Origin of the sequence: Janthinobacterium sp. GW458P, assembly GCF_002127585.1 — a bacterium.
Taxonomy (GTDB): domain Bacteria; phylum Pseudomonadota; class Gammaproteobacteria; order Burkholderiales; family Burkholderiaceae_D; genus Janthinobacterium.
The window spans coordinates 155,011-179,595 of record NZ_NEGZ01000002.1 but is presented as its reverse complement, the minus strand read 5'-3'; the positions used below and the strand labels follow the sequence as shown (position 1 = coordinate 179,595).

Annotated in this window: 22 protein-coding genes; 2 read left to right on the top strand and 20 right to left on the bottom strand. The window is 62.5% G+C overall.

The window, feature by feature from the left end; translation table 11 throughout:
* Positions 1 to 171: 171 nt before the first annotated feature.
* Positions 172 to 2,427 (bottom strand): CHASE2 domain-containing protein, encoded by a 2,256-nt coding sequence (locus CBW50_RS02945; protein ID WP_226935353.1) that lies wholly within the window; start codon positions 2,425 to 2,427, stop codon positions 172 to 174.
* On the bottom strand, positions 2,424 to 4,046 hold the full coding sequence (locus tag CBW50_RS02940) for an HD family phosphohydrolase (protein ID WP_086144224.1): 1,623 nt from the start codon (positions 4,044 to 4,046) through the stop codon (positions 2,424 to 2,426). Before CBW50_RS02940 ends, CBW50_RS02945 begins: the two co-directional genes overlap by 4 nt.
* Positions 4,047 to 4,245: 199 nt before the next feature.
* On the opposite strand from CBW50_RS02940, the gene CBW50_RS02935 reads away from it, so the two are divergent.
* Positions 4,246 to 5,139, top strand: a complete 894-nt coding sequence (locus tag CBW50_RS02935) for an MBL fold metallo-hydrolase (RefSeq protein WP_086144120.1) — start codon at positions 4,246 to 4,248, stop codon at positions 5,137 to 5,139.
* A gap of 171 nt (positions 5,140 to 5,310) precedes the next feature.
* Here CBW50_RS02935 and CBW50_RS02930 read toward each other — a convergent pair whose 3' ends face one another.
* The 7 genes from CBW50_RS02930 to rpsF all read right to left on the bottom strand — a co-directional run bounded on the left by CBW50_RS02930 (position 5,311) and on the right by rpsF (position 10,111).
* A complete protein-coding gene (locus CBW50_RS02930) occupies positions 5,311 to 6,321 on the bottom strand; it encodes an inorganic phosphate transporter (RefSeq protein WP_086144119.1) in 1,011 nt (336 codons plus the stop codon).
* A gap of 42 nt (positions 6,322 to 6,363) precedes the next feature.
* Positions 6,364 to 6,990 carry a DUF47 domain-containing protein gene (locus CBW50_RS02925; protein WP_010400015.1) on the bottom strand — a complete coding sequence of 209 codons (627 nt, stop codon included), beginning with the start codon at positions 6,988 to 6,990 and terminating at the stop codon, positions 6,364 to 6,366.
* 94 nt (positions 6,991 to 7,084) lie between these two features.
* A complete protein-coding gene (locus tag CBW50_RS02920) occupies positions 7,085 to 8,470 on the bottom strand; it encodes a replicative DNA helicase (RefSeq protein WP_071322553.1) in 1,386 nt (461 codons plus the stop codon).
* 135 nt (positions 8,471 to 8,605) lie between these two features.
* On the bottom strand, positions 8,606 to 9,061 hold the full coding sequence (rplI, locus tag CBW50_RS02915) for a 50S ribosomal protein L9 (protein WP_034783456.1): 456 nt from the start codon (positions 9,059 to 9,061) through the stop codon (positions 8,606 to 8,608).
* 27 nt (positions 9,062 to 9,088) lie between these two features.
* The gene (rpsR, locus tag CBW50_RS02910) at positions 9,089 to 9,379 is read right to left on the bottom strand and encodes a 30S ribosomal protein S18 (protein WP_010400024.1); all 291 of its coding nucleotides are present in this window, start codon (positions 9,377 to 9,379) and stop codon (positions 9,089 to 9,091) included.
* A gap of 25 nt (positions 9,380 to 9,404) precedes the next feature.
* Positions 9,405 to 9,704 carry a primosomal replication protein N gene (gene priB, locus CBW50_RS02905; RefSeq protein WP_086144118.1) on the bottom strand — a complete coding sequence of 100 codons (300 nt, stop codon included), beginning with the start codon at positions 9,702 to 9,704 and terminating at the stop codon, positions 9,405 to 9,407.
* A gap of 20 nt (positions 9,705 to 9,724) precedes the next feature.
* Positions 9,725 to 10,111 carry a 30S ribosomal protein S6 gene (gene rpsF / locus CBW50_RS02900; RefSeq protein WP_010400028.1) on the bottom strand — a complete coding sequence of 129 codons (387 nt, stop codon included), beginning with the start codon at positions 10,109 to 10,111 and terminating at the stop codon, positions 9,725 to 9,727.
* A 265-nt stretch (positions 10,112 to 10,376) separates the two neighbouring features.
* Between rpsF and lexA the strand changes: the two genes are divergently transcribed.
* Positions 10,377 to 11,009: a transcriptional repressor LexA gene (lexA, locus tag CBW50_RS02895; protein ID WP_086144117.1), complete on the top strand. Its 633-nt coding sequence runs from the start codon at positions 10,377 to 10,379 to the stop codon at positions 11,007 to 11,009.
* 210 nt (positions 11,010 to 11,219) lie between these two features.
* Here lexA and CBW50_RS02890 read toward each other — a convergent pair whose 3' ends face one another.
* From CBW50_RS02890 to CBW50_RS02840, 11 genes are all read right to left on the bottom strand, one after another.
* Positions 11,220 to 12,461 (bottom strand): cystathionine gamma-synthase family protein, encoded by a 1,242-nt coding sequence (locus CBW50_RS02890; protein ID WP_086144116.1) that lies wholly within the window; start codon positions 12,459 to 12,461, stop codon positions 11,220 to 11,222.
* 43 nt (positions 12,462 to 12,504) lie between these two features.
* Positions 12,505 to 14,028: an amidophosphoribosyltransferase gene (gene purF, locus CBW50_RS02885; protein ID WP_086144115.1), complete on the bottom strand. Its 1,524-nt coding sequence runs from the start codon at positions 14,026 to 14,028 to the stop codon at positions 12,505 to 12,507.
* A gap of 39 nt (positions 14,029 to 14,067) precedes the next feature.
* Positions 14,068 to 14,556: a CvpA family protein gene (locus CBW50_RS02880; RefSeq protein ID WP_086144114.1), complete on the bottom strand. Its 489-nt coding sequence runs from the start codon at positions 14,554 to 14,556 to the stop codon at positions 14,068 to 14,070.
* Between the two features lie 20 nt (positions 14,557 to 14,576).
* Positions 14,577 to 15,554: an SPOR domain-containing protein gene (locus CBW50_RS02875; RefSeq protein WP_086144113.1), complete on the bottom strand. Its 978-nt coding sequence runs from the start codon at positions 15,552 to 15,554 to the stop codon at positions 14,577 to 14,579.
* Positions 15,555 to 15,578: 24 nt separating this feature from the next.
* Positions 15,579 to 16,877 (bottom strand): bifunctional tetrahydrofolate synthase/dihydrofolate synthase, encoded by a 1,299-nt coding sequence (gene folC / locus CBW50_RS02870; RefSeq protein ID WP_086144112.1) that lies wholly within the window; start codon positions 16,875 to 16,877, stop codon positions 15,579 to 15,581.
* Between the two features lie 103 nt (positions 16,878 to 16,980).
* Positions 16,981 to 17,853, bottom strand: coding sequence for an acetyl-CoA carboxylase, carboxyltransferase subunit beta (gene accD / locus CBW50_RS02865; RefSeq protein WP_010400390.1), 873 nt, complete (start codon positions 17,851 to 17,853; stop codon positions 16,981 to 16,983).
* Positions 17,854 to 18,049: 196 nt separating this feature from the next.
* Positions 18,050 to 18,847 (bottom strand): tryptophan synthase subunit alpha, encoded by a 798-nt coding sequence (trpA, locus tag CBW50_RS02860; RefSeq protein WP_086144111.1) that lies wholly within the window; start codon positions 18,845 to 18,847, stop codon positions 18,050 to 18,052.
* 101 nt (positions 18,848 to 18,948) lie between these two features.
* The gene (trpB, locus tag CBW50_RS02855; RefSeq protein WP_099375059.1) at positions 18,949 to 20,199 is read right to left on the bottom strand and encodes a tryptophan synthase subunit beta; all 1,251 of its coding nucleotides are present in this window, start codon (positions 20,197 to 20,199) and stop codon (positions 18,949 to 18,951) included.
* Positions 20,192 to 20,875 carry a phosphoribosylanthranilate isomerase gene (locus CBW50_RS02850; RefSeq protein WP_086144109.1) on the bottom strand — a complete coding sequence of 228 codons (684 nt, stop codon included), beginning with the start codon at positions 20,873 to 20,875 and terminating at the stop codon, positions 20,192 to 20,194. Before CBW50_RS02850 ends, trpB begins: the two co-directional genes overlap by 8 nt.
* Positions 20,876 to 20,897: 22 nt before the next feature.
* Positions 20,898 to 21,701, bottom strand: coding sequence for a tRNA pseudouridine(38-40) synthase TruA (gene truA, locus CBW50_RS02845; RefSeq protein WP_086144108.1), 804 nt, complete (start codon positions 21,699 to 21,701; stop codon positions 20,898 to 20,900).
* A gap of 281 nt (positions 21,702 to 21,982) precedes the next feature.
* Complete coding sequence (locus CBW50_RS02840) at positions 21,983 to 24,475, bottom strand: FimV/HubP family polar landmark protein (protein ID WP_253251897.1); 2,493 nt, start codon at positions 24,473 to 24,475, stop codon at positions 21,983 to 21,985.
* Positions 24,476 to 24,585: the final 110 nt, after the last annotated feature.

Here is a 24,585-nt window from a genome sequence, read left to right as displayed (position 1 = left end):
CCAGGGCACTGTATCCGGCAATGGATTGAAGACAAATTTTAGACGGCTTTTAGTTTCCAGTCAGAAATTTCTAACGTTTTCCCGCGATTTTCACGGCAGCAGCACCATACATCATGCATACAAGCGCGAAAAATGATGCAAGCGACAACATTTTCCGGTCACATCACGGCCTTATTTATTATGCAATACGGTCACGCCATCCCAGTGGACTGGCGGCGGCGCAAGGCGGTACTGCGCCAGCCGCCCCGCGTACAGGCGGTACAGACCGTCTTCGGGGAAATCCGTCTGCAGGCTGGCCACGGCGGCCGCGGCCGCGTCCCAGTCCCGCGCGCGCAACAGCGCCAGGGCCTCGCTCCAGCGCGCCAGCTGGGCCAGTTCCTGCGCATCCGCATCGTCGCGCATGCCGCGTGGCTCGAAAATGGCCACGGCCTCCTGCTTGCCCAGCACCCTGACCAGGTCCAGCTCGCGATACAGGAAGGCGGGAGCCGCCGCGCGCGTGGCGGCCCCCACGACGATGCCCACGCCATATTGCTTGCTGGCCCCCTCCAGGCGCGCGGCCAGATTGACGTTGTCGCCCATCACGGTATAGGCGCGGCGAATGCGCGAGCCCATGTCGCCCACATGCATGGCGCCCGTATTGATGCCGATGCCGATGCGCAGCGGCGGCCAGCCGCGCGCGCAAAACTGCTGGTTCAGCCGCGCCGCGCTGCGCTGCATCAGCAGCGCGCTGGCCACGGCCCGGCTGGCATGGTCGGCAAAGGCCACGGGCGCGCCCCAGAACGCCATCACGGCGTCGCCGATGTATTTGTCCAGAGTGCCGCCGTGGCTGTCGCGGATATCCTGCGACATGGCGGTCAGGTACTGATTGATGTATTCGCGCAGCGTGGCAGGCGCCAGCTGCTCGGAAATGGCCGTAAAGCCGCGCACGTCGGCAAACAGCACCGTCAATTCGCGGTTCTCGCCATCCATCGTGTAACGCTGCGGGTTGTCCGCCATCTCGGCCACCAGTTCGGGCGCCACGTATTCGCCGAAGCGGGCCACCAGCGCGCGTCCCTTGCGCACCTCGAAAAAATAGCCCCAGGCCAGGTTGACGATGAACAGCGCGACGATCAGCAGCAACAGCACGGCACCGCCCAGCACCAGGTCGTGCACGGCGTACAGGTACAGGTTGATGCCGATGGCGGCCGCCAGCGCGCCCACGGCAGCCAGCATGACGCCGGCCGGCGGCAGCACGGCCAGTGCGCCGGCCAGCAGCAGGCCAAACAGCACGATCTGCACCAGTTCGAGCGCCGGCGCGTAGTCGGGGCGTGCCTTGAAGCGCCCGTCGAGGATGGACTTGATCAGGTTGGCGTGCACTTCCACCCCCGGATATTCCGCATTCACGGGCGTGGCGCGAATATCGTTCAGGCCAGGCGCGGTGGTGCCCACCAGCACGATGGCGCCCTTGAGCAGCGCGGCAGGCACCGTGCCGGCCAGCACGTCGGCAGCGGAGACATAACGGAAGGCGCCGCCGGCGGGGCCGCCCGTGCCGCGGTACTGCACCGTGGTGGTCAAGGCTTCGCCGACGGGAATCGCCATCGCGCCGCGCGGCGCAAACAGCACGACGTGTTCCAGGCCGCCATTCGCCAGTTCGCGTGCCGACAGGCTGTCGGCCGTGCCCGTGAAACGGGGGGCGATGGCGCGCGCCTGCAGGTAGACGGCGGCCGTGGCCAGCGACAGCGAAGGGTAATAGCCATCGCCGATACGCTGCAACAGGGTCGAGGAACGCACCACGCCATCGGCGTCGGTCAGCGCCGTGAAGATGCCGGCGCCGCGCGCGGCCGCCTGCAGGGGCGCGATATTGGCTTCGTAGCCGCGCGCCACGTAGGCCGTGAGCGTGCGCCCGTTCAAATCGGCGACGGTGAAGGCGGGCTTGGGCAGCACGCCCTTCCTTTGCTGCGCCGAGACGCTGTAGCCGAGCACCACGGGCTGGCCGCGCATGGCATCGGCCAGCAGGCCGTCGTAGTCCATGGCCGGACGCAGTTTTTCCAGCTGCGCCGGCAAGCCGGGCACGCCGGCCAGTTCGCCGCGCGCCAGCCTTTCCAGCACGGCGTAGCCGGAGCTGGTGTCAGGCTCGGGAAAGGAAATATCAAAGCCCAGCGCTGCCACGCGGTAATGGCCGGTGAGCTGGCGCACCAGGCGCGCCTGGACGTCGCGGCCCCAGGGAAAGCGCCCTATCCGCGCCAGGCTTTGTTCATCGATATCGACGATGACGATGCGGCCGTCGAGCTGCGGCTTTTCCGCGCGCATGCGCCAGTCGCCCAGCATGGCGTCCAGACGCGCAATGTTTTCGTTGCCTGCCAGACAGGCGATGGCGGCGCCCAGGATCAGGAGCACGCCCAGCAGCCAGCGCGCGCCATGCCTGCGCAAGGCCGGCGACAGCTTCAAGGGGTGTAGCCCGGGATGGACGCCTCGTCGACGGCATCGATCTGGCTCGGATGCAGGTGCTTTTCAGCAAAGGTCAGATACACCTTGCTGCGGATGAAGACGTCGAACAGCTCCGGGTCGATATGCCCGTTCAGGCTGAAATTGCCGAGGATGCGCAGGGATTCGGACAGCGGCTTGCCTTTTTTATACGGCCGGTCGCGCGCCGTCAGCGCCTCGAAAATATCGGCGATGGCCATCAGCCGCGCCGGCACCGACATCTGCTCCCTGGTCAGCCCCCGCGGATAGCCCTTGCCGTCCATGCGCTCGTGGTGACCGCCCGCATACTCGGGCACCTTGCTCAGGTGCTTGGGCCATGGCAGCGCCTCGAGCATGCGGATCGACACGCTGATATGGTTGTTGACGATGGCCCGTTCGGCCGCCGTCAGGGTGCCGGCGCGGATGGTCAGGTTTTCCGTCTCGTCGGCGTCGAGGAAATCGCTCAGTTCGCCGTCGGCCGCGCGCCAGCGGCGCCGCGCGATCTGCCGCACTCTTTCCTGGTCGGCCGGCGCCATGCTTTCACCGCCCACATTGACGCGGCGGATGAACTCGCGCTCTTCGCGCAGCGCGGCCTGTTCCTGCGCCAGCGCCTGCATGATGGCGTCCTTCTGCTGCGGCTGCGCCGCCTGCTGGCGCAGGGCGGCGATCTCGGCGTCGCGCAGCAGCACTTCGTAGCGCGTGTCGATCAGGGCGATGCGATCAAAAATGGTTTCCAGCTTGGTGGCCTTGTCGACCACGTGCACGGGCGTGGTGATCTTGCCGCAATCGTGCAGCAGGCCTGCCAGCCACAGCTGCTTGCGCTCGTTCTCGCTGAGGCGAAACTGGGCCAATGGCCCCGTATCGACAGCATGGGCGGCGTCGGCCAGCAGCATCGTCAGTTCGGGCACGAACTGGCAATGGCGGCCCGTGTACGGCGACTTTTCATCGATGCCGATATTGATCAGGGTGACGAGCGACTCGAGCAGCTCTTCGAGCTGCGAAATGAGCAGCTGGTTCGTCAGCGCCACGCCAGCCTGCGCCGCCAGGGCTTCGATGAAACGCTGGTCGGTCGGCGAAAAGGCGCGCACCTGGCCCGTCTCGCCATCCTTGGCATTGATCAGTTGCAGCACGCCAATCAAGTCTCCCTCGTGGTCGCTCATGGGCACCGTCAGGATCGATTGCGTATGGTAGCCGTGATGGCGGTCGAATTCGCGCATGCCGGAAAAATTGAAGGCCTCGTCGCGATAGACGTCGGCGACATTCACGCAGCGGCGCAGGTTGGCGGCATACGCGGCCACCGATGCCAGGTTGGCCTGGCCGGCGGCGTCGAACAGGGGCACGCCGGGCAAGCCGATGTCCGCCCCTTGCATGATGCCCAGGCTGTCGTTGACGCTGATGTGGAAATCGAGCTGGCGGCCGTCCGCGGCGGGCCGGTACAGCGTGGCGCCGTCGGCGCCGCTCATGTTTTTTGCCAGCATAACGATGCGCTGCAACAACGGTCCGAGATCGCGCCCCTGGCTTCCCTGTCCATGGCCGAGCGCGACACTGAGCTCGGTCAATTGCTCCAGTCTGTGGGCGATTTTCTCAGGGTGCAGCTGAGGCATGTTGGCAGCGATCAGGTAATGGGCAAGCAAAAAAAGGGGAAGTCGGCAAGCGCCAGTGTAACGGCCGTCCCGCGCACTGTACATTACTTAGTCACAACAGAATGAAATAACTTGCCGTGTTGCAACACTCACAAATGTTGCCGCCAATCTCATTAATTAGAATAGAATCAACAATAATTACACTGTAACAAGGTACTGAATGAAATTCACGTTCAGGGGCGTACGCGGCTCTATCCCCTCCCCCGGTCCGCGCACGGCCCGCTATGGCGGCAACACCACGTGCATCGAAGTGCGCACCGACGACAGCCTGATCATTCTCGATGCGGGCAGCGGCATCTTTTCACTGGCGCAGCAGCTGCCGGCGGGCCAGCCCGTCGATGCGCACGTCTTCATCACGCACAGCCACTGGGACCACATCCATGGCTTGCCCATGTTCTCGCCCCTGTTCGTGGCCGGCAACCGCATGCGCCTGCATGGCGCCATGGACGCCATCAGCGGGCGCGGCATCGAGCATGTAATGGCGGTGCAGCTGCAAAACAGCTACTTTCCCGTCAGCGAAGCGGCCATGGCGGCCCGCATCGAGTACCGCACCCTGGCGCCCGGCGACACCGTCGAAGTGGGGAGCGCGCGCGTGCGCGGCACGGAAATGAACCATCCGGTCGTCAACCTGGGCTATCGCATCGACTGCGCCGGCGCCTCGCTGTTTTTCAGCGGCGACCATGAACCGTTCTACAACCTGCATCCGCCCGGCCATGCCGAGCACGCGGCCTGCGCGGCGCGCAACGCGCAGCGCCAGGCCGGCATCGATGCGCTGGTCGCCGGCGTCGATGCGCTGATCATGGACTGCTCCTACACGCGCGAGGAATACCCGGGCAAGCAGGGCTGGGGCCACGGCACCTTCGACGCGGCCTTCGACCTGGCCCTGCGCTGCGGCGCGCGGCGCCTGTACTGCACCCACCACGAACCGACGCGCAGCGACGCGCAACTGGAAGCCGTGTTCGCCGACGTGATGGGCCGCTATGCGAGCCGGCTGGGCAGCCTGCAGGTCTTCCTCGCCAGCGAGGGGCTGACGGTGGAACTGGCCGGCGCATAAAAAAAGGGAACCTTTTGGTTCCCTTTTTTATACATGCGCCCAGTTGACCCAAGGCCCTCTGAAAACCGTAGCGAGCAAGCCCGATATCGGACTGAGTAGCGGAGCTGTACTTTAGTACAGTGAGCAACGGATATTCGATAGTGGGCTGCGCAGTAGGTTTGCAGAGGTGCCTTACATGATGTGGTGGCCAATCCACCAGGCGACTGCCGCGACAAACGCGGAAGCGGGAATCGTGAAGATCCAGGCCCAGACGATATTGCCAGCCACGCCCCAGCGCACGGCCGACATTTTTTGCGACGAGCCGACGCCGACGATGGCACCCGTGATCGTATGCGTGGTCGACACAGGAATGCCCAGCGCCGTCGAGACGAACAGGGTGATCGCGCCGCCCGTTTCGGCGCAGAAGCCGCCGACCGGTTTCAACTTGGTGATCTTCTGGCCCATGGTCTTGACGATGCGCCAGCCGCCGAACAGGGTGCCGAAGCTGATCGCCGTGTAGCACGAGATGATGACCCACATCGGCGGCATCTGGTCGTTCGCGCTGGAATAACCTGCGGCGATCAGCAGCATCCAGATAATGCCGATGGTTTTTTGCGCATCGTTGCCGCCGTGGCCCAGGCTGTAGGCGGCGGCCGATGCCAGTTGCAGGCGGCGGAACCACTTGTCGACCTTGCGCGGCGTCGAGCGGACGAATATCCACGACACGAGCAGCATCATGATGGAGCCGAACACAAAACCCAGCACGGGCGCGATGACGATGAAGGCCACGGTTTTCCACAGGCCGGCCGCGACCAGCGCGCCCGTGCCCGACTTGGCGACGGCGGCGCCCACCAGGCCGCCGATCAGCGCGTGCGAGGACGACGATGGAATGCCGTAGTACCAGGTAAACAAATTCCAGAAGATGGCGCCCATCAGCGCGCCGAAGACCACGTACTGGTCGATCACGGCCGGGTCGATGGTGCCCTTGCCCACCGTGGCGGCCACGGTCAGCTGGTGGAACACGAAGATGGCGACGAAGTTGAACGTGGCGGCCATGGCAACCGCGGTCTGCGGTTTCAATACGCCCGTCGAGACCACCGTGGCGATCGCGTTGGCGGCATCGTGGAAGCCGTTCATGAAGTCAAACAGCAGCGCGAGGACGATCAACAGGCCTAGCACGTAGATGCTGATTTGTATGGTCATTGTAGTTTCTTTTCTGATTCTGGTTCAGGACAGGCCCAACGCTTACGCGTTTTCGACGATGATGCCTTCGATAATATTGGACACGTCTTCGCAACGGTCGGTCACGGTTTCCAGAATTTCGTAGATCGCTTTGAGCTTGATCAGGTTGCGCACGTCCGGTTCGTCGCGGAACAGCTTGGACATCGCGGCGCGCATCACGTGGTCGGCGTCCGATTCCAGGCGGTCGATCTCTTCGCAGATGGCGACGATCTTGCGCGAATTATCCATGTTGTGCAGCATGGCGACGGCGTCGCGCACTTTCTCGGTGCAGGCCAGCACCAGTTCAGCCAGGCGCTTGGCTTCCGGCGTGACGGCTTTCAGGTCGTACAGCGAGACGGTTTGCGCGGCGTCTTCCAGCAGGTCGAGGATGTCGTCCTGGCGCGTGATCAGCTGATGGATGTCATCGCGGTCGATCGGCGTGATGAAGGTCTTGTGCAGCATTTCCACGGTGGCGTAGGTGACTTTGTCCGCCTGTTTCTCGATGCTTTCGATCGCATGCACGCGGTTTTCCAGGTCGTCGAAATTGGTCATCAGGCCGAGCATCTCTTTTGCGCCTTTGACGCACAGTTCCGCGTGCTGGTTAAACAATTCAAAAAACTTGCCCTCAGTGGGCATCAAGCGTCCAAACATGTCATTCTCCGTTAAGCATTGAGTCGTGTTATTTACTACAGAAAGCCGCCCCGTATGAGGGGGCGGCCGATGGAATTGCCAGTGCTGCTGAGTCTTAGTCGCCTTGGTAAAGCGCCAGGCCACCACTGTAATTGCCAAATTTGGTGTACTGCCCCATGAAGGTGAGGCGGATGCTGCCGATTGGACCGTTACGCTGTTTACCGATGATGATTTCGGCCGTTCCCTTGTCCGGCGAGTCGGGGTTATACACCTCGTCGCGGTAAATGAACAGGATCACGTCGGCATCCTGCTCGATAGCGCCCGATTCGCGCAAGTCGGACATCACGGGACGTTTGTTCGGGCGTTGCTCCAGCGAGCGGTTCAGCTGGGACAGCGCGATCACGGGACAGCCGAGTTCCTTCGCCAGGCCCTTCAAGCCCCGCGAAATCTCGGAAATTTCCGTGGCGCGGTTGTCGCCCGGGGTATTGGCCGACATCAGCTGCAAATAGTCGACGATGATCAGGCCAAGCTTGCCGCATTGACGCGACAGACGGCGCGAGCGGGCGCGCAATTCGATCGAGTTGAGCGCCGGCGTTTCATCGATGTACAACTGCGCGTCGTTCATCTTCTGGATTGCATTCGTCAGGCGCGGCCAGTCTTCGTCGTTCAGGCGGCCCGTGCGCAGGCGGTGCTGGTCCAGCTGGCCGACGGAGCCGAGCATACGCATGGCCAGCTGGGCGCCGCCCATCTCCATCGAGAACACGGCCACGGGCAAGCCGCTGTCGATGGCCACGTTTTCGCCGATGTTGACGGAAAACGCCGTCTTGCCCATCGACGGACGTCCCGCCACGATCACCAGGTCGCCCGGCTGCAGACCCGAGGTCATGCGGTCGAGGTCGATGAAACCGGTGGGCACGCCCGTGATTTCACTCTGGTTGTCGCGGCTGTACAGTTCGTCGATGCGCTCGACCACTTGCGTCAGCAGGGGCTGGATGGCGGTCCAGCCCTGGGCGCCGCGCGCGCCTTCTTCGGCGATGGCGAAAATCTTCGATTCGGCCTCGTCAAGCATCTGCTTGACTTCCTTGCCTTGCGGGCTGAAGGCCGTGCCGGAGATATCGTCGGCGACGGTGATGAGCTTGCGCAGCACGCCGCGGTCGCGCACGATTTCGGCATAGCGCCGGATGTTCGCAGCCGATGGCGTATTTTGCGCCATGGCGTTCAGGTAAGCGAGTCCGCCCACATCCTCGGCCTTGCCGAGCTGGGTCAGGGTTTCAAAAACAGTAATGACATCGGCTGGCTTGGAAGCGTTAACCATCTTGACGATTTGCTCGAAGATGATGCGATGGTCATAGCGATAGAAATCCTCCGCATGCATGAAGTCGGCAATGCGGTCATAGGCGGCATTGTCGCGCAGCAGACCACCGATGACGGATTGTTCTGCTTCGATCGAATGCGGCGGAATACGGAGGGAATCCAGTTGCGGATCAGAGGGGGCGTTCATGGCGCGAATTATACCCGCTTCGGCGTGCCGGCAAAAATAAAGGGCTGAAAATGAGCGAAAAAAAGGCCACAAAAAAGCCGGGCGAACCCGGCTTTTCATAGTGCGGCAGCGCTTGCGGGCCAGGCCCGCAGACGATTACGCGTTCGCGTCTGGAACGACAGCGATCACCACTTCCACGACCACGTCGGTGTGCAGAGCAACCGAAACGTTGTGCTCGCCAACGATCTTCAGCGGGCCGGTAGGCATGCGGATTTGTGCTTTTTCAACAGCAAAACCTTGCTTGGTCAGCGCTTCAGCGATGTCGAAGTTGGTGACGGAACCGAACAGACGGCCATCGACGCCAGCTTTTTGAGCAACTTGAACGGTCAGGCCGCTCAGTTTTTCGCCCTGGGCTTGCGATGCGGCCAGTTTGGCGGCAGCAGCTTTTTCCAGTTCGGCGCGCTTGACTTCGAATTCAGCCACAGCGGTTGCCGTGGCACGACGTGCCAGGCGTTGCGGGATCAGGAAGTTACGTGCGTAACCGTCCTTGACTTTGACGACTTCGCCGAGGTTACCGACGTTTACAACTTTTTCTAACAGAATGATTTGCATAGTTCTTCTCCAGGAATATCTGACCGATTAAGCGTGGTGCAGATCGGTGTATGGCAGCAGCGCGAGGAAGCGAGCGCGCTTGATTGCGGTGTCGACTTGGCGCTGGTAGTGCGCTTTGGTACCGGTCAGGCGTGCTGGCATGATCTTGCCGTTTTCCTGGACGAAGTCTTTCAGCGTGTCGACGTCTTTGTAGTCGACTTGCTCAACGTGAGCTGCCGTGAAGCGGCAGAACTTCTTACGTTTGAACAATGGGTTTTGCTGTTTGCGTTTTTCTTTAAGCTTGAGCTTATTTTTGTCGAACTTTTTACCGAATGCCATGTCAGGCTCCTGTATCTAAAATGCGCTAGTCGGGAATGACTGCACTAAAATCAATGATGTGAAACACCAAACTCTTGCTGTTGCGGCTCTTTCTGGCCAGGAAACCCGTGAACTGATAGACCCCGCCCAAGCTTGCCTGGCTGAACCGGCCTGAAATTTCGCCAGCGGCAAGCGCGGCAACATCAAACTCGGTCAAACGGGCAATTCCTGCTTCCATCTGCTGCGAACTGTGTTGCAATACTGCATTCACAATCGGCAGCCCTGCCGGGGTATAGCGCAATATTTCGCGCTCGGCAATGATGGCGGTAACTTGTAGCTGGTTCAGCGCACGATCCTGGTCAGAAATTAAGCGGCTGCGGCTGGAGCGGCTGCTGGTGCTTCGGTGCGGTGGCTTTTGGCCGCGTCTTCGCGTTGTACCGATTTCATCATCGGCGAAGGAGCTGTTTCAGCTTTCTTCATTTTAACGGTCAGGTGACGCAACACGGCATCATTGAATTTGAATGCTGTTTCCAACTCGACCAGGGTCTCGTTGTCGCATTCGATGTTCAGGCAGATGTAGTGTGCTTTAGGCAGCTTTTGGATCGAGTAAGCCATTTGACGGCGGCCCCAATCTTCCACGCGGTGAACCGAACCGCCGCGGGTGGTTACGCTGGCTTTGTAGCGTTCGATCATCGCGGGCACTTGCTCGCTTTGGTCCGGATGGACGATAAAGACTATTTCATAATGACGCATGCAAACTCCTTCAGGTCGGATTAATAATCGCCCACCCCGGCGTCAAGACGGGTGTGGGAAGGTCAGCCGAAGATTATAACTGCCTTTTGCGAACTATTCAATGATTGCTTGCGCCGCGCCCGCCAGCGACCGCCGTTCTTGCCCGAACAGCAGGTTTTCTTTCAAAATCGCTGAAAAAGGCCGAATTCCGCTTGCATAGTGGGCGATACTGTACAAAAATACAGACTGTTCATATAGACAGCATTTTAGTATGCACCCACCGCTCATGATCAAGCTGACAGCACGACAAGAACAAATCCTGAACCTGATCAAGGATGCGATTGAAAACACGGGCTTTCCGCCCACCCGTGCCGAAATCGCCAATGAACTGGGTTTCAAATCGGCCAACGCGGCCGAAGAGCATCTGCAGGCCCTGGCCCGCAAGGGCGCCATCGAGATCTCGCCGGGCACTTCGCGCGGCATCCGCCTGATCGGTGCGGCGGCCGAGGCGCTGCCGAAGGTAGCGCCGGCCCTGCTGATGTCGCTGCCCCTGATCGGCCGCGTGGCGGCCGGCTCCCCCATCCTGGCGCAGGAAAACCTGGAAGCGAGCTACAACGTCGACCCGGCCCTGTTTTCGGCCAAGCCGGACTTCCTGCTGAAAGTGCGTGGCTGGTCCATGCGCGACGCCGGCATCATGGATGGCGACTTATTGGCCGTCAAAAAGGTCGACAGCGCCAAGAACGGGCAGATCGTCGTTGCCCGCATCGGCGACGAAGTCACCGTCAAGCGCTACAAGAAGACGGGCTCCGTCATCGAACTGTTCCCGGAAAATCCCGACTTCAAGGTCATCACCGTATCGCCGGAAGACGAATTCGCCCTGGAAGGTTTAGCCGTAGGTTTGATGCGCAGCTGGCATTAAGTTGCACGCCGGGGTCAGACCCGCCGGGTCTGACCCCAGTTTTTAGTTGCCCCCGTCTCATGCCTGACACGCAAGTTTCAATGCCCGACAAAACCGTCGCGAGCGGAAGGGAGAGGTGGCCGAGAAGCGGAACCATACTCAGTACGGGGGCGCCGAGCCGGTGAGCATCGCAAGCCGCCTATACCGACGCGCAGCAGGTTTGGCTGGGCATCATTCCTCAAGCGCGCTGCTGAAATCCTCGAGCAGATCCACCTCGTCCTCGATACCGACGGAAACGCGGATCAGCGACTCGGCGATGCCCATGCTGGCGCGCCGCTCGGCCCCCATCTCGTAAAAAATCGTGTGGGCGACGGGAATGACGAGGGTGCGCGTGTCACCGAGGTTACTGGCTGGAATGGCCAGATTCAGGCGGTTCAGGAAATCGAAGCAATCGATGCCATCCTTCAACTCAAAACTGAACAGCGAACCATAGCTGCGGAACAGGTCCGTCGCCAGCGCGTGCTGCGGGTGCGACGGCAAGCCCGGATAGTGCACGGCAGCGACGCGCGGGTCCGCCTGCAGCATCGTCGCCAGCGCCAGGGCGTTCGAGCAGGTGCGATCCAGGCGCAAGGCCATGGTTTCCGCGCCGACGGCGAGATGGTGCGCCGCTTCCGGGCCCAGCGAGGCGCCGAAATCGCGCAAGGCCTTGGCGCGGATCTGCGCGATGCCCCACTGGGCCGGCGCCGCCTTCTTGTAATTCTCGAAAATGTTCGGATACTGTGTCCAGTCGAACACACCCGTGTCCGTCAAGCTGCCGCCGAGCGCATTGCCGTGGCCGCCGATGGATTTCGTCAAGGCGTTGACCACCAGGCCCGCGCCCACGGCTTTCGGGCGGAACAGGTAGGGCGTCGTCATGGTGTTGTCGACGATGTACAAAATGCCCTTCTCGCGGCACAGGTCACCGATTTTTTTCAGGTCAGCGATTTGTGTGCGCGGATTGGCAATAGTTTCCACGAAAACAATCCGCGTGGCCGGCGTGATGGCGGCCGCCACATTCGCCACATCGGTGGCGTCGACGAAGGACACGGCCATGCCCTGTCCCGTTACCGTTTGCCACAGGCTGTTGGTATTGCCGAACAGAAAGGCCGACGACACCACGTGGTCGCCCGCGCGCAGCAAGGACTGCACCACGGCGCCGATGGCGCCCATGCCGGTGGCGAAGCACAGGGTCGCCACGCCGTCTTCCATCTTGTTGACCTTGTCTTCCAGCGCGGACACGGTCGGGTTACCCTGGCGGCCATAGCGAAAGCCCGGCTCCTTGCCCTGGAAGACGGAGGCGAGCTGGCGCGCGTCGCCGTAGCCGAAGGCAACGGAGGTGTGCACGGGCTTGTGCAGCGAGCCGTGCTCGATGCCCTTGCGGCGGTCGTTATGCAGGATGGTGGTGGTAAAGCCGTAGTTTTTTTTATCGTTCATGATCGCGGAGCAAAAAAAGCCCGGCGCTAGCCGGGCAAGATAATTACGCTTCTGTCGTTGCCAGGTTCAGGTTCAGCTGGGAACGGGGCGTATCTTCGGGCGCTGCCGCCTTCGGATGGTGGCGCGCATATTCGAGGCGGTCCAGGTATTCCTGCGACACGTCGCCCGTCACGTAGACGCCGTCGAAGCATGACGCCTCGAAGTTCGTCAGGGCCGGGTTGACGTCGGCAATCGCCTGCTTGAGGGCGCCGATGTCCTGGTACACCAGGTAATCGGCCGTGATTTCGCGGCACACTTCTTCCGTCGTGCGGCCGTAGGCGATCAGCTCGTCACGCGTCGGCATGTCGATGCCGTATACGTTCGGGTAGATCACCGGCGGCGCGGCCGAGGCGAAGATGACCTTCGTCGCGCCCGCTTCGCGCGCCATCTGCACGATTTCACGGCTGGTGGTGCCGCGCACGATGGAGTCATCGACCAGCAAGACCACTTTGTCCTTGAATTCCGATGGAATCGCGTTGAGCTTCTGGCGCACGGATTTCTTGCGCGCCGCCTGGCCCGGCATAATAAAAGTGCGGCCGATGTAGCGGTTCTTGATGAAGCCTTCGCGGTACTCGATGTTGAGCGCCATGGCCAGCTGGATGGCGGCCGGACGCGAGGAGTCGGGAATCGGCATGACCACGTCGATATGCACGCCAGGCAACTCGGTGCGGATTTTTTCCGCCAGGTATTCGCCCATTTTCAGGCGCGTGGCGTACACGGAGGCGCCGTCGATGACGGAATCGGGACGGGCCAGGTAGACGAATTCGAACACGCACGGATTCAGGCTGGCGTTATCGGCGCACTGAGCGCTATGCAATTGCTTGTCGGCATCGATGAAGACGGCTTCGCCGGGGCCGATGTCACGCACGAAGCGGAAACCCATGCCTTCCAGGGCCACGGATTCGGAGGCGATCAGGTATTCAGGCCCCTGCTCCGTTTCATTGATACCCAGGCACAGCGGGCGGATGCCGTGCGGGTCGCGGAAGGCCAGCAAGCCCACGCCGGCGATTTGCGCCACGGCGGCATAGCCGCCCTTGACGCGGCGGTTCAGCACGGTGACCGCCTTGAAGATGGCGTCGGGGTCCAGGTTCAGGCCCGTCGTCGCTTCCTGGATTTCATGCGCCAGCACGTTGAGCAGCACTTCCGAGTCGGAATCGGTATTGATGTGACGGCGGTCGTTCTTGAACATTTCCTGCTTCAACTGCTCCCAGTTGGTCAGGTTGCCATTGTGCGCCAGCGTGATGCCGAACGGCGCATTCACATAAAACGGCTGTGCTTCCTCTTCGCTCGACGAACCGGCCGTCGGGTAACGGCAGTGGCCGATGCCCGTAGTGCCTTGCAGCGAACGCATATTGCGCGTACGGAAGACGTCACGCACGAGGCCGTTGGCCTTGTGCATGGAAAACATACTGCTGTGATTTGTCGCAATCCCTGCCGCATCCTGACCGCGATGTTGCAAGAGCAACAATGCATCATAGAGCAATTGATTGACAGGTTGATGGGAAACGACGCCGACGATGCCACACATGGTGTGCTCCTAAACTGTGCTACTGATTTTAAAAAAAATTCAAAATTTCACATGCTGCGCGTAGGCGGCAGGCAGATAAGGCTTGATGGCGCGCGCGCCCTGCTCCGCGAGCGGGCTGAGCAGCGCGTTTTTCCAGAAGGGCTGCTGCGGTACGGAAGTCATGCCGCACAAGATGACGGCGGTCAGCACGATCACAAGGCCCCGCGCCAGGCCGAACAGGCTGCCCAGGGTACGGTCAGCCAGGCTCAGGCCTGTCACCTTGACCAGCGCGTCGACCGTCATGGACAGCAATCCCATCAAAATGCGCACGCCGATGAACAGCACGACGAAAGCCAGCAACAGACGGATGGCTTCGCCCGGCACGGCTTCCGGCAGGAATTTCGCCAGGGTGGCGCCATAGGCGTTGGCAATGACGAACGCCACGATCCAGCTGACCAGCGACAGTATTTCCTTGACCAGGCCGCGCATCATGCTGATCAGCACGGACGTGGCCAGCACGAACAGCACCAGGTAATCGAAGATCGTCACGCGCGTTCAGCCTTGCATCGTCACACCGGCACCAGGCTGCCGCCCAGGCCCAGTTTTTGCAGCTTGGCGCGTGTCTTTTCCGCATCGTCACGGCTGCCGAACGGCCCCACTCTTACACGGATGCGCTCGCCCGCCGGGCTGGAGACTTTCTGCGTGTACGACTTGATGCCTGCTTCCCGCAGCTTCTCCTGCAATTCGTCGACCTTGTCCTGCGTCGCCAGGGCCGCCACCTGCACCACGAACTTGCCATTGCCGGCATCGTGCGCTTTTTCCTGTGGCTTATCGAGCGGCTTGCCCTCCAGAATTGCCATGGCGCGCGCCGCATCGTCGGCCGACTGCGCCGGCTTGGCCGGTTTCGGCTCCGGCTTGGCTTCCGGTTTTACTTCATGTTTGGGTTCCGGCTTCGGTTCAGGCTTGGGCTCGTGCCTGGCTTCCGGCTTGGGCTCGTGTTTCGGCTCCGGCTTCGGCTCCACCTTGACAGGCTTGGGTTCAGGTTTCGGCTCGACATAGGCCGGCTTCACCGGCGCAGGCTCGGCAGCTGCCAACACGGGTGCCGGCGCCGGCTTGGGCCTGGCGACTGGCGGCAGCGGCGCATCGACAATTTCCTCGGACTGGTCCAGGCCAGTGTTTGCAGCCGTCTGGGCTGGCATGGCCGGCACCGGGGCCGGCGCAGGCGCAGCAGCCGCCTTTTCTTTCGAGGGGATGTCGATGGCGATGTCGTTGACGGGCGCTTTCGGTTCGGAATCGAGCAGCATCGGCAAGCCGACGGCGACGCCCAGGGCCAGGGCGATGGCCCCGACCAGGCGGCGGCGTGCGCGCTTTTTTTCAGGCAAGACCGGGTCCGGCGTTTCCTTGCCGCCACGGCGCGATCCGCCGCCACCGGAGGTGTTGGCGGCGCGTTTGCGGGTCGGCGACTGTGCTTCGCCAGGGACATAAAAGCCGCTGTCTTCGCCAGAGGATTCTTGCTTGTTTTTAAACAGTTTCGAGAACAAGCCCATGCGTGATTTTCAGTCGAGTGCGTTTCAGTGAAGTGAGGATTTTCGGGCCTTCATCACGCCGGCAACGGTGAGGAAAGAACCAAAGACCACAATTCTATCATTCTCACCGGCCCGGCTCATTGCATTTGCAAAAGCTTGTGCCGGATCATCGAAAATAGACACAGTATGCTCGCTGCTGTCGGGTTTATCTTCCAACATGATCTGCACCTTGGCGGCCAGCTCGGAGGCCGTGGCCGCGCGCGGCGACGGCAGGCCCGCCAGGCACCAGTGATCGACGTGCTCGCTCATGGCGGCGAGCACGCCATCGATATCCTTGTCGTGCATGGAGCCGAACACGGCATAGGTGTACGGGTGGAATCCCATATTGCCCAGGTTCTGGTTGAGGGCCGAGGCCGCGTGGGGATTATGCGCTACATCAAGGATCACGCTGGGACGGCCAGGCAAGACCTGGAAGCGGCCCGGCAGTTCCACCGTCACGAGGCCCGTGCGCACTTCCTGCGCGCCCACGGGCAGTTTCAATTTCAGCACTTCCAGCGCGGCCAGCACGGCGGTCGCGTTGAGGATCTGGTTGGCGCCGCGCAAGCTCGGGTAGGCCAGCGAATTGCGGCGCTGTTCGCGCCCGCCATAGTTCCACTGCTGCTTGTCGCCCGAATAGTTGAAATCGCGGCCCATCAGCCACAGGTCGGCGCCGATGGCCTCGGCATGGTCGATCAAGGATTGCGGCGGCACGGGGTCGCTGCAGATGGCCGCCTTGCCCGGGCGGAAGATGCCGGCTTTTTCAAAGCCGATCGCTTCGCGCGTGTCGCCCAGGTAATCCGTGTGGTCGATATCGACGCTGGTGACGATGGCCACGTCCGCGTCGATCACATTGACGGCGTCCAGGCGCCCGCCCAGGCCCACTTCCAGGATGGCCACGTCGAGCTTGGCCTGCGACAGCAGGTGCAGGATGGCCAGGGTGGTGAATTCGAAATACGTGAGCGGCGTGTCGCCGCGCACGGACTCAACAAAGTTGAAGCTGGCGACAAGCTGTTCGTCGCTGGCCATCTCGCCCAGCACGCGGGCGCGCTCATTGAAATCGAGAAAATGCGGCTTGATGTACAAGCCCACTTTGTATCCGGCGCGCAACAGCACCGATTCCAGCATGGCGCAGGTGGAACCCTTGCCATTCGTGCCCGCCACCATGATCACGGGGCAAGTAAAAGCGAGCTGCATGCGCGCCTTGACGGCTTGCACGCGGTCCAGGCCCATGTTGATCTGGGTTTCCGAATGGCGGGTTTCCAGCAGGGCGAGCCAGTCCGGCAAGGTGGTGGGGAGGTTTTGCATGGGAGACTTCTTGATGAGGAGACAGTGCGCGCGGCGCGCAGACGGTGTGGCGTGGCAACCAGGCGGGTCCGCAGGACGCCGCCCGGCCTGTAACTATTGACGATTAAGCAAGCACTTCAACGGCCTGGTTCTGCAACAAGGCCAGCAGACGGGCGATTTCTTCGCGCATCTTGCGGCGGTCGACGATCATGTCGACGGCGCCCTTGGTGACGAGGAACTCGGCGCGCTGGAAGCCTTCCGGCAGTTTTTCGCGCACGGTGTTTTCAATCACGCGCGGGCCGGCGAAGCCGATCAGCGCTTTCGGCTCGGCGATGACGACGTCGCCCATGAAGGCGAACGAAGCGGACACGCCGCCCATGGTCGGGTCGGTCAGCACGCTGATGAATGGCAATTTCTTTTCCGACAACTTGGTCAGCATGGCCGTGGTTTTCGCCATCTGCATCAAGGAAAGCAAGCCTTCCTGCATGCGCGCGCCACCGGTGGCGGTGATGCAAATGAACGGCACTTTCTGCTCCAGTGCGATCTGCGCGCCACGCACGAAGCGCTCGCCCACGACAGAACCCATGGAGCCGCCCATGAACTCGAATTCGAAGCACGCCACGACCACTGGCAGGCTCATGATGGCGCCGCCCATGACAACCATCGCATCGGTCTCGCCCGTCGCTTCCATGGCAGATTTCAGGCGGTCCGGGTATTTCTTGCTGTCCTTGAACTTCAAGGTATCGACAGGCAGGATTTCCTGGCCGATTTCATAGCGGCCGCCCGCGTCGAGCAGGCTGTCGAGGCGTTCACGCGCGCGGATGCGCATGTGGTGATCGCATTTCGGGCACACGTGCAAATTCGATTCCAGGTCCGTACGGTACAGCACGGCTTCGCACGACGGGCACTTGACCCACAGGCCTTCCGGCATGGTCTTGCGCGCGGCAGCATCAGAACGCTGGATGCGCGGTGGCAGCAGTTTTTCCAACCAACTCATATTTTCTCCTTGGGCCCTTGCAGGGGTAGCGTCGGTGGACGCCCCCGGCAGACGGTCAACGGCGACGCCCCGCGGGGCGCCACCAAAAATTTTATCTATTGCACAATAACAGGCATTCAGTGGCCGAAGTGTAGCCGTTTATCGCCGGGCTGTCGAACTTTGCCGCCAACACATCTTGCGTAAAAGGCAAGATTGCTCAGGCATCCAGTGCGGCGCGGATGCCAGCTGTAAAGCTGCGCACGGCGTCGACGGCGCCCCCTTCAGGGGCATTTTCAATTTCCTGGATGATGCGGCTGCCGATGACGACGGCATCGGCCACCTTGGCAACGGCCCTGGCTGTGGCGCCATCGCGGATGCCGAAGCCCACGCCGATAGGCAATTTTACATGCTGACGGATGGCCGCGAGGCGCTCCGCCACCTGTTCCGTATCAATGTTTCCCGCTCCCGTGACACCTTTCAGCGACACGTAATAGCTGAAGCCGCCACCAACCTTGGCCACTTGCGCGATGCGTTCTTCCGTCGAGGTAGGCGCCAGCAAAAAAATCAGGTCGAGTCCCGCCGCCCGCATGGCGGCCGCGAACTGCTCGCACTCTTCCGGCGGATAATCGACGACGATGGCGCCATCGGCGCCTGCAGCTTGCGCTGCATCAATAAACGCGGCGCTGCCGATGCGCTCGATCGGGTTTGCGTAGCCCATCAGCACCACGGGCGTCGTCTGGTTCGTTTCGCGGAACTGGCGCACGTAGCCGAAGACGTCGTGGATGCCGACATTGAATGCCAGCGCCCGCTCGCAGGCGCGCTGGATGACGGGGCCTTCGGCCATGGGGTCGGAAAACGGCACGCCCAGCTCCAGCACGTCGGCGCCGCCCTCGACAAGCGCGTGCATCAGGGGCACGGTGGCGTCGGGGCCGGGGTCGCCGGCGGTGATGAAGGTGATCAGGGCGGTCTTGTTGCTGGATTTTAATTGGGCGAAGGTGGTGGCGATACGGGACATGGTTATCTTTCTTGACGGTAAATAAATGGAATATTTTTCAAACCCAACAGCAAATGCTGGGGTCGGACCCTGAGGGTCCGCCCCCGGTTCTTGCTTTCGGGTTAAGAGAAATTCAATCCCATGCGCTCCGCCACCGTATGCATGTCCTTGTCGCCACGGCCCGACAGGTTGGCCAGCACAATCTGGTCTTTCGGCAAGGTAGCCGCCAGCTTGGCCGCGTAGGCCAGCGCGTGCGACGATTCCAGGGCCGGGATGATGCCTTCGATATGGCAGCAGTCGTGGAAGGCCTGCAGCGCCTCGTCGTCCGTGATGGACACGTATTGCGCGCGGCCGGAATCTTTCAACCAGGCATGTTCCGGACCCACGCCCGGATAGTCGAGGCCGGCCGAGACGGAATGCGTCTCGATGATCTGGCCGTTTTCGTCCTGCAGCAGATAGGTGCGGTTGCCGTGCAGCACGCCGGGGAAACCGGCCGTCAGCGAGGCCGAGTGCTTGCCCGTGTCCAGTCCTTCGCCGGCCGCTTCCACGCCGATCAGTTTGACGTCTTTCTGGTCGATATACGGGTAAAAGATGCCCATGGCGTTCGAGCCGCCGCCGATGCAGGCCAGCACGTAGTCGGGCTGGCGGCCCGTCATTTCCGGCATCTGCACCAGGCATTCCTCGCCGATAACGGACTGGAAGTCGCGCACCATCATCGGATACGGATGGGGGCCGGCCACGGTGCCGATGATGTAAAAGGTGTTTTCGATGTTGGTGACCCAGTCGCGCATGGCTTCGTTCAGCGCGTCCTTGAGGGTCTTCGAACCCGATTCAACGGGTATGACGGTCGCGCCCAGCAATTTCATGCGATACACGTTCTGCGCCTGGCGCTTGACGTCTTCGCTGCCCATGTAGACCACGCATTCGAGGCCGAAGCGGGCGCAGATGGTGGCCGTGGCCACGCCGTGCTGGCCCGCGCCCGTCTCGGCGATGATGCGCGGCTTGCCCATGCGCTTGGCCAGCAGGGCCTGGCCGATCACGTTATTGATCTTGTGCGCGCCCGTGTGGTTCAGGTCTTCGCGCTTGAAGTAGATTTGCGCGCCGCCGGCCATCTCGGACCAGCGCTTGGCGTGGTAGATGGGCGACGGGCGGCCGACGAAGTGTTTCAGCTCGTAGCGGAATTCTTCCAGGAATTCCGGATCGACGCTGTAGCGCGCGTAGGCGTCCTTCAGCTCGGCCAGCGCGTGCGTGAGCGTTTCGGCCACAAACGAGCCGCCGTAGGGGCCAAAGTGGCCGCGCGGGTCGGGAAACGGGTAATCGGCGGCGTGGAACAATGCGGCGGCTGCGCCGGGCGCTGTAGTATGGTCATTCATGGTGGTTTCCTCTGGCAATGATGGCATCGGCATCCTGCACCGCGGCGACGAACGCGCGGACTTTGGATGCGTCCTTGATGCCCTTGGACGCTTCGACACCACTGCTGATGTCGACGGCGTAAGGGCGCACGCGCACCACTGCGTCAGTCGCGTTTTGTACGCTCAAGCCACCACTTAAAACGACCCGAGGCGCGAGTTCTTCTGGAATGAGGGACCAATCGAATACCTTTCCTGCACCGCCATACGCATCCACATAGGTATCGAGCAAGAGGCTCGAGAACAAGGGACTGGCGGCGCGATAGCGCTGTTCGTATTCTAGCAAATCTTCAAAGCGGGTGTCGGTTTTCACCCTGAACACTTGCGTAAACGGTGTATTGACTGCGCCGGCCAGCGCGGCGCTGTGTTCCGGCGTCTCGTCGCCGTGAAATTGCAACAGGGACAAGGGCGCCACGGCCCGGGTCGCCCGCACTTCTTCCACGGTGGCATTGACGAACAGGCCCACTGCCGTTACATACGGGGGAATGGCGGCGATCAGGTTGGCCGCCTGCTCGGGCGTCACGTAACGGGGGCTTTTCGGATAAAACACGAAGCCGATGGCGTCGGCGCCCGCCGCCACGACAGCCTGGATGTCTTCAACGCGGGTCAGGCCGCAGATCTTGATGCGTGTGCGTGGCATGCGATTCCTTTATTGATGCAGCTCAAAACCAGGGCAAGGCGCTGCTGCTGTCTTGCGGCAATTCCCATTTCGGATCGTAGTCGATCTGCGCCAGGTACAGGCCGTCGGGCATGAAGGTGGGCGCCGCCGCGTGGCGATCCTTGCTTTCCAGCAAATGCCCGAGCCAGTCTGGCTTTTCGCGCCCCGTGCCGATGTACACGAGCGAGCCGACCAGGTTGCGCACCATGTGGTGCAGGAAGGCATTGGCCGTAATCGTAAAAATGACGCAATCGCCGCGCCGCTCGATGCGGATGTCGTGCATCAGCTTGACGGGCGACTTGGCCTGGCATTGCGCGGCGCGGAAGGCCGTGAAATCGTGCCAGCCCAAGAGCGGCTGCACGGCTTGCCGCATCAGTTCCACGTCCAGCGGGCGGAAAAAGAAGCCGGCGCGCCCTTCCACCAGCGGCGAACGGGTAGCGTTGTTATACAACACATAATGATAAGTGCGCGCGCGGGCGCTGAAACGGGCGTGGAAGAAGTCATTGACCGTCGGATCGCCTTCAAGTTCCTTGGCCCAGCGCACGGCGATGGACTTTGGCAGGAAGGCGTTGACACCGCGCACCCAGGAATGCACGTCGCGGCTCAATTCTGTATCGAAATGCACGACTTGCTCAAGCGCATGCACGCCCGTGTCCGTGCGGCCGGCGCAGGTGGTGGCCAGGCGCACGCGGGCGAACTGCTCCAGCGCGTTTTCCAGCTGGTCCTGCACCGTCTGCCCGTCTTCCTGTTTCTGGTATCCATGCCAGGCCGTGCCGTCGTACTGCAGACCGAGGACGATACGCTTCAATGGCGTTGCTGTCGTAATATTTTGCATCGAAGCATTATACCGGCGCAAAGGCGGCCCCGCCTTCCGGCCACACAAGCGCCTGAGACGGCGTTCAGGGCAAGGCGCGCGGTCGAAGACAGTRCGAACAGTACGGCGAGACCGCGCAACGCAGCCATGGACGTCGTATCTGGTGCTTGCAAGCGAGCGAGACGGCGTTCAGGGCAAGGCGCGCGGTCGAAGACAGTACGAACAGTACGGCGAGACCGCGCAACGCAGCCATGGACGTCGTATCGACGCTTGGCTTAGCTGAGCAGCGCGCGCATGGTATTCGCCTTGGCGACCTGCTCTTCGCTGCCGCCCTTGATGACCTCGTCGATCAACTCGCGCGCGCCTTCCTTGTCGCCGATTTCCTGGTAAGCGATCGCCAGGTCCAGCTTGGTATCCATTTCCATGTGGATGGCCGACAGCGGGTCGTCCACGCCCACGCTGGCCGGCTTGTTGTCGTGCAGGTCCAGATCGATGCCGGACAGATCGAGTTCGCGCGCGGGCGGAATGGCGTCCGGCAGCGCGGCAGGCGCTTGCGCATCATCAAACAGGCTGTCGACGGATGGCTCGGCCGCGGCGAGCGGCGCCGCTGGCGTCGCGGCAGGCGACACCGGCTCGTCCAGGTCGAAATGCGCGAGATCCACGTCCTTCAATGGGTCGGGCAGGGGCGCCAGGCCGGCGCCCATGCCATTCACGGGGCCCGCTGGCGGCTCCAGGTCCAGGCCGAAGTCCATGCTGGCGTCGTACTGGGCCTCGTGCGCAGGCGCGGACGGGGGCGTTTCCGGCCCCGGCATGACGATAGGGTCGCTGGTGGAGACAGGTTCGAAATCGAGGCTGTCGAGGTCAAAATCGAGCGGCTCGCGCGTATCGCGGGCGGCAATGCTGGCCACCGGCTCGGCCGGCGCCAGGTCCGCCAGCGGTGCGGGCGCAGGTGCTTCGTCCGGCAAATCCATGCTCTGGCCGCGCAAGCCATCGTCCACGCCCTTGCTCAGGCTGACGACGGCGTCGTCTTCCGTGTCGCCATACAGGGGATTGGCGGGGTCCAGCGCCAGTCCCAGCGCGGCGGCCTGCGGCCATTCCTCGCCCTGGCCCCGCGTCATGCTGTACAGCTCGCTTGCCTGGTCTTCAAACGCGCGCGCATCGTTGCGGGCCGAATAGATTTCCAGCAGCTTCAGGCGCGCCGCGTGGCGCTCCGGATGGATGCGCAGGGCTTCCTTGAGGATATCTTCCGCCTGGCCGTCGCGGCCGTAGGCGATATACACGTCGGCTTCCGCGACGGGATCCGTTTCATTGCCTTCGAGCACGCTGGCGCCTGCCGCGGCGCCGATGCCCGCGGCGGCGGCGCCTGCGCCGAACAGGTGATTGCTCGCTTCGGACTGCTGGTCTTCCGGCGCCAGGCCGGACGGCGGCGTCACCGGCGCTTCCGGTTCAGATACGGGAGCCTCGCTCTGCGGCGCGGGCGGCGCATCCTTGCGGCGGCGCGCAACCACCAGTGCGGCCACGGCGGCCAGCAGCGCGGCCAGGCCGATGCCGATGGCGCCCAGGTGGTCGTTGATCTTGTCGGCAATCGTCGGTTCCAGCGGCGACGGCTTTTTGACCAGCGGCACGGGCTTGGCCTTGGGAACGGGCGGCTGCGCCTCGGCCGGCGCGCTGGCGACGGCGCCGGCCGCTGCACTTGCCGATGCGCTGGCAGCGGCCTCGGCCGGCTTGGCGGGCGCCGGGGCGCTCTTGTCGGCCATGGCCTTGCTCTTGACCGCCATCAACTTTTCCAGGTCGCTGACGTTCTTTTCCAATTCTTTTACGCGCGCGGCCGCTTCATCGACCTGTTTCGCCTTGGCGATCTTGTCTTCCTCGCTGGCGACGGCGCTCTTGCCGGCCGACTTGGCCGCCGGTTCCGCTTTCGACAGTTTCAGCTTGTCTTGCGACTCGCTCACGGCCGTCGGCTTTTCCTGTACCTTGGTCGCGCCGATCTTGCCGGCCGTGCTTTGCGCCGCCTGCGCCGCCTTGGCCGGCTTGCTTTGCGCGACCTGGCCCGCCAGTTTGTTGCGGTAGGCTTCAAAATCGATGGCGTGCGCCGTCACCACGCCCTTCGCTTCGGCCGCGTCCGTCGCACGGATGGCGTCCGCGCCCGGCACGGCCAGGATGCGCCCGGCCTGCATGCGGTTCATGTTCTCGCCCTTGAAGGCATCGGGATTGGCGCGGTACAGGGCGACGAGCATCATGTCGAGCGACACGCCCGACGGCTTCAATTCGCTGGCGATGCGGCTCAGGGTATCGCCCGGCCTGACCTTGTATTCGCCAGCGGCTTTTTTCTGCGCCGCCGGCGCGGCAGCGGCGCCCGCCTTGCCTTTGCCAGGCTCGGCCGGTGCAGCCACCTGCGCGCCGCGCGTCTGGCGCGCCTCGGGCGTATCGAGCACGAACGCATACTCTCGCACCTGGCGGCCGCTCTTGCTGCTCAGTTCCAGCAGCAGGTCGACCATGGGTTCGGCCACGGCTTGCGCCGAGCCGATGCGGATGAATGGCTTGCCGTTGCGGTTTTCCACGGCGAACGTCAGCGCGTTCAGCGCGGGATTGAATTCCACGTTGGCCTGGCGGTAGGCTTCCGGCGGCGCCAGCTTGGCAAGCAGGCTGGCTGCCTCGCCGGGCTTGATGGCCGACAGTTCGACCTCGGCGCGTAGCGGCTGGCCGGCGGCGGACAGCACCGTGATCTTGCCCAGCTCGGCTGCGGATGCCGCCGGTGACAATAACACCGCACAGGCGACAGCGCTGGTGAGTGTTTTGATGGCAAGGGAGGCGACCCGGGGACGAGTGTTTACAGGCATAGTTGGCGGCATCTTAGTTGACGAGGGAAAACAGTTAC

What these genes read in the sequence shown, in the direction of transcription:
- CBW50_RS02940 (WP_086144224.1), bottom strand. Translation starts at nt 4,046, where the DNA reads ATGCCTCAGCTGCACCCTGAGAAAATCGCCCACAGACTGGAGCAATTG.
- CBW50_RS02935 (WP_086144120.1), top strand. Translation starts at nt 4,246, where the DNA reads ATGAAATTCACGTTCAGGGGCGTACGCGGCTCTATCCCCTCCCCCGGT.
- CBW50_RS02930 (WP_086144119.1), bottom strand. Translation starts at nt 6,321, where the DNA reads ATGACCATACAAATCAGCATCTACGTGCTAGGCCTGTTGATCGTCCTC.
- CBW50_RS02925 (WP_010400015.1), bottom strand. Translation starts at nt 6,990, where the DNA reads ATGTTTGGACGCTTGATGCCCACTGAGGGCAAGTTTTTTGAATTGTTT.
- CBW50_RS02920 (WP_071322553.1), bottom strand. Translation starts at nt 8,470, where the DNA reads ATGAACGCCCCCTCTGATCCGCAACTGGATTCCCTCCGTATTCCGCCG.
- rplI (WP_034783456.1), bottom strand. Translation starts at nt 9,061, where the DNA reads ATGCAAATCATTCTGTTAGAAAAAGTTGTAAACGTCGGTAACCTCGGC.
- rpsR (WP_010400024.1), bottom strand. Translation starts at nt 9,379, where the DNA reads ATGGCATTCGGTAAAAAGTTCGACAAAAATAAGCTCAAGCTTAAAGAA.
- rpsF (WP_010400028.1), bottom strand. Translation starts at nt 10,111, where the DNA reads ATGCGTCATTATGAAATAGTCTTTATCGTCCATCCGGACCAAAGCGAG.
- lexA (WP_086144117.1), top strand. Translation starts at nt 10,377, where the DNA reads ATGATCAAGCTGACAGCACGACAAGAACAAATCCTGAACCTGATCAAG.
- CBW50_RS02890 (WP_086144116.1), bottom strand. Translation starts at nt 12,461, where the DNA reads ATGAACGATAAAAAAAACTACGGCTTTACCACCACCATCCTGCATAAC.
- purF (WP_086144115.1), bottom strand. Translation starts at nt 14,028, where the DNA reads ATGTGTGGCATCGTCGGCGTCGTTTCCCATCAACCTGTCAATCAATTG.
- CBW50_RS02875 (WP_086144113.1), bottom strand. Translation starts at nt 15,554, where the DNA reads ATGGGCTTGTTCTCGAAACTGTTTAAAAACAAGCAAGAATCCTCTGGC.
- folC (WP_086144112.1), bottom strand. Translation starts at nt 16,877, where the DNA reads ATGCAAAACCTCCCCACCACCTTGCCGGACTGGCTCGCCCTGCTGGAA.
- accD (WP_010400390.1), bottom strand. Translation starts at nt 17,853, where the DNA reads ATGAGTTGGTTGGAAAAACTGCTGCCACCGCGCATCCAGCGTTCTGAT.
- trpA (WP_086144111.1), bottom strand. Translation starts at nt 18,847, where the DNA reads ATGTCCCGTATCGCCACCACCTTCGCCCAATTAAAATCCAGCAACAAG.
- trpB (WP_099375059.1), bottom strand. Translation starts at nt 20,199, where the DNA reads ATGAATGACCATACTACAGCGCCCGGCGCAGCCGCCGCATTGTTCCAC.
- CBW50_RS02850 (WP_086144109.1), bottom strand. Translation starts at nt 20,875, where the DNA reads ATGCCACGCACACGCATCAAGATCTGCGGCCTGACCCGCGTTGAAGAC.